The sequence below is a fragment of the Zoogloea oryzae genome, assembly GCF_030161255.1.
In the GTDB taxonomy this organism is placed as follows: domain Bacteria; phylum Pseudomonadota; class Gammaproteobacteria; order Burkholderiales; family Rhodocyclaceae; genus Zoogloea; species Zoogloea oryzae.
In genome coordinates, this window is record NZ_BSPX01000064.1 from 22233 (window position 1) to 29602 (window position 7370).

A 7370-nucleotide genomic window follows, 5' to 3' on the forward strand; every position below is an offset into this window, starting at 1 on the left:
CCTGCGCGGGAAGTAAACCTTGTTGCAGCCCGGTGGCCTCGGCCATCGACGCTCGAAAAACAGAGGGAGGGAGAAAACTGCCCGCGCAGGGCACGGCAGCCGGCCGTGGTCAGGGACCACGGCCGGTACTGGCGTCCCGGTTTGCAGACGAGTCCGGCACATCGACCGGGCCGGCCGCAACGGGCGACACGTCTTCAGGACAGAAAAGAGGCTGCTTCCGCGGCCCGCACTAGCGAGGGTAGAACCATGGCGAACAACAACGAACCGACCTTCCCCCAACCCGATCTGGCCGCCTGGAACAAGGCCGCCGCCAAGTCGGCGCCTGAAGGCGATGTCGCCAAGCTGAACTGGGTGACGCCGGAGGGCATCACGGTCAAGCCGCTGTACACCGCGGCCGATCTCGAAGGCCTCAAGTACGCCAACACGCTGCCGGGCTTCGAGCCCTTCCTGCGCGGCCCCCAGGCCACCATGTACGCCGCCCGTCCGTGGACCATCCGCCAGTACGCCGGCTTCTCCACCGCCGAAGAATCCAACGCCTTCTACCGCAAGGCGCTCGCCGCCGGCGGCCAGGGCGTGTCCGTGGCCTTCGACCTGGCCACCCACCGCGGCTACGACTCCGACAATCCCCGCGTGGTGGGTGACGTCGGCAAGGCCGGCGTGGCGATCGACTCCGTCGAGGACATGAAGATCCTCTTCAACGAGATCCCCCTCGACAAGGTGTCGGTGTCCATGACCATGAACGGCGCCGTGCTGCCGATCCTGGCCGGCTACATCGTCGCCGCCGAAGAGCAGGGCGTTTCGCAGGACAAGCTGTCCGGGACCATCCAGAACGACATCCTCAAGGAGTTCATGGTCCGCAACACCTACATCTACCCGCCGACGCCGTCGATGAAGATCATCGCTGATATCTTCAATTACACGTCGACCCACATGCCCAAGTTCAACAGCATCTCGATCTCGGGCTATCACATCCAGGAAGCGGGCGCGAACCAGGCCATCGAGCTGGCCTTCACGCTGGCCGACGGCGTCGAGTACGTGCGCACCGGCATCAAGTCGGGCATGGACGTGGACACATTCGCCGGCCGCCTGTCCTTCTTCTGGGCGGTGGGCATGAACTTCTACCTCGAGATCGCCAAGATGCGCGCCGCGCGCATGCTGTGGTGGCGTCTCATGAAGCAGTTCGAGCCGAAGAGCCAGAAGTCCATGATGCTGCGTACCCACAGCCAGACTTCCGGCTGGTCGCTCACCGAGCAGGATCCGTACAACAACGTCGTGCGCACCACCATCGAGGCGATGGCCGCAGTGTTCGGCGGCACCCAGTCGCTGCACACCAACGCGCTGGACGAAGCCATCGCGCTGCCCACCGAATTCTCGGCCCGCATCGCCCGCAACACCCAGATCATCATCCAGGAAGAAACCCACATCACCAGCGTGGTCGATCCGTGGGCCGGCTCCTACATGATGGAAAAGCTCACCCAGGACATGGCCGACAAGGCCTGGGCGCTGATCGAAGAAATCGAAGCCATGGGCGGTATGACCAAGGCCGTCGAATCCGGCTGGGCCAAGATGAAGGTCGAAGAGTGCGCCGCCGAAAAGCAGGCCCGCATCGACTCGGGCAAGGACGTCATCGTCGGCGTCAACAAGTACAAGCTCGCCAAGCAGGATCCGATCGACATCCTCGACATCGACAACCACGTCGTGCGTGAAGCCCAGATCGAGCGCCTGGCCCGCATCCGCGCCACCCGCGATCAAGCCGCTGTCGATGCCGCCCTGGCCGCTCTCACCGAGTGCGCCAAGACCGGCGAAGGCAACCTGCTGGATCTCGCCGTGAAGGCCGTGCGCCTGCGCGCCACCGTCGGCGAAATCTCCGACGCGCTGGAAGTCGTCTTCGGCCGCTATCGCGCCAACCCGCAGGCCGTGTCCGGCATCTACAACTCGGTGGTCGAAGGTAACGAAGACTGGCAGGCCCTGAAGGCCGACATCGACGCCTTCGTGGCCGAGGAAGGTCGCCGTCCGCGCATCATGATCGCCAAGCTCGGTCAGGACGGCCACGACCGCGGCGCCAAGGTGGTGGCCTCGGCCTTCGCCGACCTGGGCTTCGACATCGACATCGGTCCGCTCTTCCAGACCCCGGAAGAAGCCGCCCGTCACGCCGTCGAGAACGACGTGCATGCAGTGGGCTGTTCCAGCCTCGCCGCCGGCCACAAGACGCTGGTGCCGGCAGTCATCAAGGCCCTCAAGGATCAGGGCGCCGACGACATCATCACCTTCGTCGGTGGCGTGATTCCGGCCCAGGACTACGACGCGCTGTACGCGGCCGGTGCGGCCGGCATCTTCGGGCCCGGCACGCCGATCCCGGCTGCCGCCCGCGAAGTGCTGAAGCAGATCCGCGCCGCCCGCAAGGCCTGAGCGAACCCGTGAGGAACAGCGCGCCGGCGAAAGCCGGCGTGCGCGTCATTGATGTCTTCCATGAACATGCCTGCCGACATTCCGCAGCGTGACGCCATCGATCAGGCCCTGGTCGACGGCGTGCTCAAGCATCAGCTGCGTCCGCTCGCCAAGACGATCACCCTGATCGAATCCCAGCGGCCGGACCACAAGGCGCGGGCCCGCAGCGTGCTCGAAGGCCTGCTGCCCCACACCGGCAATTCGATGCGCATCGGCATCTCTGGCGTGCCGGGCGTCGGCAAGTCCACCTTCATCGAGGCCCTCGGCCTGTACCTCATCGAGCAGGGCCACAAGGTGGCGGTGCTGGCGGTCGATCCGTCCTCCAGCGTCACCGGCGGCTCCATCCTGGGCGACAAGACCCGGATGGAACTGCTGTCGCAGAACACCGGCGCCTTCATCCGCCCGAGCCCGTCGGCGGGCAGCCTGGGCGGCGTGGCCGAGAAGACCCGCGAAGCCATGCTGGTGTGCGAGGCCGCCGGCTTCGACGTGATCATCATCGAGACCGTCGGCGTCGGCCAGTCCGAGACCGCGGTGGCCGGCATGACCGACATCTTCTGCCTGCTCCAGCTTCCCAACGCCGGCGACGACCTGCAGGCGATCAAGAAGGGGATCATGGAGATCGCCGACCTGATCGTCATCAACAAGGCCGACATCAATCCCCAGGCCGCCAACGTGGCCCGCTCGCAGATCAAGAGCGCGCTGGGGATGCTCCGCCATTCGTCGCCCAACTGGACGCCGCCGGTGCTCATGCTTTCTGCGTTGCAGAAGCAGGGCGTCGCGGAATTCTGGAATACCATTGAGGATTACCGCTCCACCATGAAACGGAGCGGCGAGTTCGACGCGCGCCGGCGCCAACAGGCCCGGGCGTGGATGTGGGAACTCATCGACCAGGGCCTGCGGGCCCGGTTCGCAAGCCACGCCGCGGTTCAACAGGACCTTCCCGGCTTGCAGGCGGCCGTCGAGGCCGGCCAGACCACGCCTTCCGCAGCCGCTTCCCGGCTGCTCGGCCATCTGGGCTGAAAAGAACACACCCGAATCATTGACTGGAGGCTGTAAATGCACGACATCATCCACCAGCTGGAAAAGAAGCGCGAAGCGGCCCGCCTTGGTGGCGGCCAGAAGCGTATCGACAGCCAGCACAAGAAAGGCAAGCTGACTGCCCGCGAACGTATCGAACTGCTCCTCGACCCGGATTCCTTCGAGGAATGGGACATGTTCAAGGAGCACCGCTGCGTCGACTTCGGCATGGATCAGGCCGAAAAGACCCCGGGTGACGGTGTCGTCGTCGGTTACGGCACCATCAACGGCCGCCTGGTGTTCGTGTTCTCCCAGGATTTCACCGTGTTCGGTGGCTCCCTGTCCGAAACCCACGCCGAGAAGATCTGCAAGGTCATGGACCAGGCCATGAAGGTCGGTGCTCCGGTGATCGGCCTCAACGACTCGGGCGGCGCCCGCATCCAGGAAGGCGTGGCCTCCCTCGGCGGCTACGCCGACGTGTTCCAGCGCAACGTGATGGCTTCCGGTGTCGTGCCGCAGATCTCCATGATCATGGGCCCCTGTGCCGGTGGCGCGGTGTATTCGCCGTCGATGACTGACTTCATCTTCATGGTGAAGGATTCGTCCTACATGTTCGTGACCGGCCCCGAAGTCGTGAAGACCGTGACCCACGAAGACGTGACCGCTGAAGAGCTCGGCGGCGCCGTCACCCACACCACCAAGTCCGGTGTGGCCGACCTGGCCTTCGAGAACGACGTCGAGGCCCTCTCGATGCTGCGTCGTTTCATGAACTTCCTGCCGGCCAACAACCGTGAGCAGCCGCCCGTCACGCCGACCAACGACCCGGCCGACCGCTTCGACTACTCCCTCGACACCCTGGTGCCGGACAACGCCAACAAGCCGTACGACATGAAGGAACTGATCGTCAAGGTTGTCGACGACAGCGACTTCTTCGAACTGCAGCCCGACTACGCCAAGAACATCATCATCGGCTTTGGCCGTATCGATGGTTCGCCGGTCGGCATCGTCGCCAACCAGCCGCTGGTCCTCGCCGGCTGCCTGGACATCAAGTCCGCGATCAAGGCTGCCCGCTTCGTGCGCTTCTGCGACGCCTTCAACATTCCGGTCGTCACCTTCGTCGATGTGCCGGGCTTCATGCCGGGTACCGCCCAGGAATACGGCGGCATCATCAAGCACGGCGCCAAGCTGCTCTACGCGTACGCCGAATGCACCGTGCCGAAGGTCACCGTCATCACCCGCAAGGCTTACGGTGGCGCCTATGACGTGATGTCCTCCAAGCACCTGCGCGGCGACGTGAACCTCGCCTGGCCGTCTGCCGAGATCGCGGTGATGGGCCCGAAGGGCGCGGTGGAGATCATCTTCCGCGAAGAGAAGAACGACCCCGCCAAGCTCGCCGAGCGTGAAGCCGAGTACAAGGCCAAGTTCGCCAACCCGTTCGTGGCCGGCGCCCGTGGCTTCATCGACGACGTCATCATGCCGCACGCCACCCGCAAGCGTATCGCCCGCTCGCTGGCCATGCTCAAGGACAAGCAGCTCGACAACCCGTGGCGCAAGCACGGCAACATTCCGCTGTGATCGCCGAGGACGCCAAGAACATGTTTACCAAGATCCTGATTGCAAACCGCGGCGAAATCGCCTGCCGCGTCATCAAGACCGCCCGCAAGATGGGCATCGCCACTGTCGCCGTGTACTCCGAGGCCGACAAGGACGCCCTGTTCGTCGAGCTGGCCGACGAAGCCGTCTGCATCGGCCCGGCCGCCTCGAAAGAGTCCTACCTGGTCGCCGACAAGATCATCGCTGCGTGCAAGCAGACCGGTGCCCAGGCGGTTCACCCCGGCTACGGCTTCCTGTCCGAGAACGCCGAGTTCTCCCGCCGTCTTGAAGAAGAAGGCATCAAGTTCATCGGCCCGAAGCACTACTCCATCGCCAAGATGGGCGACAAGATCGAGTCCAAGAAGCTCGCCATCGAAGCCGGCGTGAACACCATTCCGGGCTACAACGACGCCATCGCCGGCCCCGACGAAGCCGTCGAGATCGCCAAGAAGATCGGCTATCCGGTGATGATCAAGGCCTCCGCCGGCGGCGGCGGCAAGGGTCTGCGTGTTGCCTACAACGACGCCGAAGCCCATGAAGGCTTCTCCTCCTGCGTCAATGAAGCCCGCAACTCCTTCGGCGACGACCGCGTCTTCATCGAGAAGTACGTGCTCGAGCCGCGCCACATCGAAATCCAGGTGCTGGGCGACTCCCACGGCAACTACGTGTACCTCAACGAACGTGACTGCTCCATCCAGCGCCGTCACCAGAAGGTCATCGAAGAAGCGCCGAGCCCCTTCGTCGACGCCGAGATGCGCAAGGCCATGGGCGAGCAGGCCGTGGCCCTGGCCCGTGCCGTTAACTACGAATCCGCCGGTACCGTCGAATTCGTGGTGTCCGGCGCGACCAAGGAGTTCTACTTCCTCGAGATGAACACCCGTCTCCAGGTGGAACACCCGGTCACCGAACTCATCACCGGCCTCGACCTCGTCGAGCAGATGATCCGCGTTGCCTACGGCGAAAAGCTGCCCCTCTCCCAGGCCGACGTGAAGATCAACGGCTGGTCGATGGAATGCCGGATCAACGCCGAAGACCCGTTCCGCGGCTTCCTGCCCTCCACCGGCCGTCTGGTGAAGTTCCTGCCGCCGAAGGAGACCACCGACGACAAGGGCACCACCCGTGTCGACACCGGTGTGTACGACGGTGGCGAGATCTCCATGTTCTACGACTCGATGATCGCCAAGCTCATCGTGCACGCCCCGACCCGCGCCCAGGCCATCGACCGCATGCGCGACGCCCTCAACGGCTTCGTGATCCGTGGCATCTCGTCGAACATCCCGTTCCAGGCCGCGCTGATGCAGCACCCGGTCTTCCACTCGGGCATCTTCGACACCGGCTTCATCCCCAAGCACTACCCGACGGGCTTCGACGCCTCGATGGTGCCCCACGATGATCCGGCGCTGCTGGTCTCGGTGGCCGCCTACGTCTACCGCGCCTTCACCGACCGTTCCGCCTCGATCTCCGGCCAGCTCCAGGGCCACGAGCGCATCGTCAGCGACGAGTGGATGGTCATCCGCCTGAACAAGGAAGGCAACGAGCACCACCCGGTCGTCGCCAAGCCCATCGATGGCGGCTACCACGTGGAATACAAGGGCAAGAGCTACGAGCTCAAGTCCAGCTGGAAGCTCGGCGAGTCGCTCTTCAACGGCACCTGCAACGGCGAGCCCTTCACCCTCCAGGTGGAGCGCCACAAGACCAAGTACAGCCTGTTTCACTGGGGCACCCGCGCCGACTTCATGGTCATGAGCGCCCGTGCCGCCGAACTGCTGGCCCTGATGCCCGAAAAGCTGCCGCCCGACCTGTCCAAGTTCCTGCTGTCCCCCATGCCGGGCCTGCTGCGCGAAGTGTCCGTGCAGGTTGGTCAGGAAGTGAAGGCCGGCGAGAAGCTGGCGGTCATCGAAGCCATGAAGATGGAGAACATCCTCAAGGCCGAGCAGGACTGCAAGGTCAAGAAGATCGTTGCCGCCGGCGGCGCCAGCCTGGCGGTGGACGAAGTCATCATCGAGTTCGAGTAATCCGTTCGCCGTCCCGCCGGGCCGCTCCAGCCCGGCGGGACGAGAAAACGCTTTCGTTCGATGGGGAGGGAGACTCGTCTTTCGGGGCGGGTTCCTGTCGAGGGATCGGGGTCGTCCTAGGACGGCCCCTTTTTTTTGCTGCAGCGCCCCTGGCTTCATCCTGTAGGTCGGACTTCAGTCCGACCAACGCCGGCGACCTTTGTAGTGGTCAAGTAATACCGGACACCTCGATAGGGTGCTGTACTGCGGTTTTCCGTTCATAGGCCGTGGGCGGCAGGTAGCCCAGCGTCGAGTGCA

Annotated in this window: 4 protein-coding genes; all 4 read left to right on the top strand. The window is 64.4% G+C overall.

All coding sequences use genetic code 11. The annotated features are described in order from the left end of the window. Nucleotides 1-246: 246 nt before the first annotated feature. The 4 genes from scpA (at nucleotide 247) to QQK25_RS17470 (ending at nucleotide 7073) form a co-directional block, all read left to right on the top strand. Nucleotides 247-2409 carry a methylmalonyl-CoA mutase gene (scpA, locus tag QQK25_RS17455; RefSeq protein ID WP_284189081.1) on the top strand — a complete coding sequence of 721 codons (2163 nt, stop codon included), beginning with the start codon at nucleotides 247-249 and terminating at the stop codon, nucleotides 2407-2409. A gap of 66 nt (nucleotides 2410-2475) precedes the next feature. Continuing rightward, nucleotides 2476-3468, top strand: coding sequence for a methylmalonyl Co-A mutase-associated GTPase MeaB (gene meaB / locus QQK25_RS17460; RefSeq protein ID WP_306664093.1), 993 nt, complete (start codon nucleotides 2476-2478; stop codon nucleotides 3466-3468). 36 nt (nucleotides 3469-3504) lie between these two features. Next, entirely contained in the window at nucleotides 3505-5040 is a 1536-nt protein-coding gene (locus QQK25_RS17465; protein ID WP_153160791.1) for an acyl-CoA carboxylase subunit beta, read from the top strand. A gap of 20 nt (nucleotides 5041-5060) precedes the next feature. Beyond that, nucleotides 5061-7073, top strand: coding sequence for an acetyl-CoA carboxylase biotin carboxylase subunit (locus QQK25_RS17470; protein WP_284189083.1), 2013 nt, complete (start codon nucleotides 5061-5063; stop codon nucleotides 7071-7073). The last annotated feature ends 297 nt before the right edge of the window (nucleotides 7074-7370 follow it).

Excerpts from the sequence above, each read along its gene's own strand:
- QQK25_RS17465 (WP_153160791.1), top strand. The coding sequence starts at position 3,505 with ATGCACGACATCATCCACCAGCTGGAAAAGAAGCGCGAAGCGGCCCGC.
- meaB (WP_306664093.1), top strand. The coding sequence starts at position 2,476 with ATGCCTGCCGACATTCCGCAGCGTGACGCCATCGATCAGGCCCTGGTC.
- QQK25_RS17470 (WP_284189083.1), top strand. The coding sequence starts at position 5,061 with ATGTTTACCAAGATCCTGATTGCAAACCGCGGCGAAATCGCCTGCCGC.
- scpA (WP_284189081.1), top strand. The coding sequence starts at position 247 with ATGGCGAACAACAACGAACCGACCTTCCCCCAACCCGATCTGGCCGCC.